Source organism: Protofrankia sp. CiP1_Cm_nod1 (assembly GCF_920888515.1).
GTDB lineage: Bacteria > Actinomycetota > Actinomycetes > Frankiales > Frankiaceae > Protofrankia.
On the sequence record NZ_CAKKTM010000228.1, the window covers coordinates 1 to 2,512 of the forward strand.

General features: G+C 76.4%; 1 protein-coding gene. It reads right to left on the reverse strand.

Annotated elements, in window-relative coordinates:
* Nucleotides 1-2,512 (reverse strand): alpha-(1->3)-arabinofuranosyltransferase domain-containing protein (locus NBX02_RS23090; protein WP_445548360.1); only part of this gene is annotated, 2,512 nt, incomplete at both ends.

The following is a 2,512-nucleotide window of genomic DNA, read 5'->3' on the forward strand; positions in this document are numbered from 1 at the left end:
GGCCGTGGCGGTCGGGCCCGCCGGCGCGGGGCCGGCCGTTGCCGGTGCCGCCGGTGCGCCCACGGGCTGCGAGGTGAGGATCAGCCGGTCGAGGTCGTAGCCGGTCCGCGCGCCCTCGACGGTCCGCAGCACGTGCTCGCCGGGGCCCAGGGTGATCGGATCACCGCACAGTGACACCGCGAGCCCGGCGCGGCCGAGCGCGTCCGCGCTGGAGCCGGTGATCCGCACGGGAGCCGGACGCCCGTCGATCGTCATCAGGTCGTCGCGGCAGGTGCCGGGCAGCTCGGCCCGCGGCGGGGGCACCCGCAGGCCGGCGAGGCCGACCTCGGCGAGCCCGACCGGCATGGAGATCTGGGTCCCGCTGATCGGGTCGATGGTGGTGGCCACCCGCACCCTGTCGACGACGAGCCGGATACTGCTGCCCCGCACGGGCGGGAAGGACATCGTCACGGTCCGGCTCGCGCCGGGCTGCCCGAGGTCGCTGACCGGCGGGACGGTGAGGGTGTCCACCCGCCGGCCGTCCACGATCAGCCCCAGGGCGGTGGGCACGGAGTGGCTGCCGTCGGCGACCACGGACAGCGTCAGCTCGGACAGGTCCACCGGCCGGGGGGAGTCGACCTGGATCCAGGCGCCCTGCTGCATGCCGAAGCCGGGGCTCCACGCGGTGGCCGGGTCGCCGTCGAAGGCGCTGGCACTGCCGGCCGCCAGGTCGCCGGGCAGCCGGCCGGAGGACGCGGTGGTGACCCCGCCGGCCGGCCGGCCGGCCGAGGCGCCGAGCACGAGGTCGTCGGCGTAGGCGGAGGCCCGGGCGGTGCCGGTCAGGGTGAAGGCCCGCGCGGCCGGCAGGGTGAACACGCGGGCGACGGCCGGCTCGGTGTCGGACTTGAACGGCTCGGCCGGGTCCGCGCGGTCCCGGGTGACCTGCAACGTCAGACGGTGCCGCAGGGAGTCCGCGCCGGTCGCGGAGAGCAGGTCGGTGGGCATCCGCAGCAGTTCCTGGACGTGGGGCGCGCTCCCGTCCGGTGACACGATGTCGACCTCGGCGAACCCCACGCTGGACAGGCCGGCGTAGTTCGCGCGCTCCCCGATGTTGGTGGCGTCGATGGTGATGTCCAGCCGGGTGAAGCTGCGGGCGGGGAAGGACAGCACCTGGCCGGCGGGATCCCGGGAGCTGTCCGTGAGCGGCACCGTCACTGGCGAGCCGCCGTCGAAGCGCAGCGTCACCTGGGTGATCCACCGGTTGCGCGCGCCGGTGAGCGGCTGGACCAGCCGCACCCGGTCCGTGGTCACCGGGCCGGCCAGGCCGACGCGCAGGCGCTGCCCGGCCGGGTTGGCGAACGCGCCCACCCGCCAGGCGGTGTCCGGGTCGCCGTCGACCGCGCCGGCCGGGCGTTCCGGCGGGCTGTAGGAGAACGTGTTGCCGTAGTCGGTCGCCTCCACCGAGGCGATTCGCGTGGAGGCGGTCGGCGCGGGCTGGCCGGCAGGCCGCAGCACGGCGACGGTCTGGGACGCCTCGGTGGCGTCCGGGAAGACCGGCAGCCGGTTGTCGTTCGGGTCGGGGGTGAGCGGCGCGCCGCCGGGGGCCTCCACGTAGCCGTACCCGTCCCGGACCGAGCTCCAGCGTTCCGCCCGCCGCCGGTTACTGTCGGTGAGCAGCAGGTCGGCGCCGTCGTCCAGGGCCTGTCGCAGGCCGGCGGGGTCCGCGGCCAGCGAGCCGGTGTAGAGGATGGCCCGGTTCCCGGCCACCGCCTCGGCCAGCAGCCCGGCGGCCGCGGCGTCCACCAGCCCCTCGCCGTTCCCGCTGACCAGCAGCGGGGCAGCGGTCGTCGCCGTGCGCACGATCGGCCTGGCGTCCCGGACCCCGAAGGCGGCCAGCGCCGGCGGCGCGGGGGCGTCCGGGGGCGTGCCCAGGGCGATCTCGTCGTTGAAGGGGATCCGCGAGGTGTCGGTCACCGGCGGCCCGAAGCGGCGCGGCGCGTCCAGGCCCGCCGGCACCGGGCCGGTGAACAGCCGCCAGGTCGGCACCGGCCGCGGGGTGCGGAACCGTTCGTACTGGAAGTTGCTGCGCAGCAGCACGTCGCCGACGCCCATCAGCCGGGCGATGTCGGCCAGCGAACCGGTCTCGAACACCCCTTCCTGCAGCCGGCGGTCGAGCGCGCGCAGCAGGTCGGCGGACGCGGGGGCGCTGAGCGGGATCAGTTCGCGGGAGAGGAAGGGCCGTTCGATCAGTCCGGGCAGGACGGGGTCGAGGGTCGTGCCCCACCGGTAGTGGGAGAAGGGCGCCCCGGGCAGTTCCAGCACCCGGGTGGCCGTCCCGGCCGCGTCCAGGTCGGCGGCGGCCTGTAGCTCGTAGGCGGGAAGCTTCTCGGGCCGGTCCAGCCCCGCCTCGACGAACTGGCCGCGCCACAGCGGGCTCAGGTTCGCCACGATCAGCACGACCACGACCACCCACGTGACCCCCGGCACGGACGTCGGCAGCCCCGGCCACGCCCGCACCCGCGCGCCGCGCACC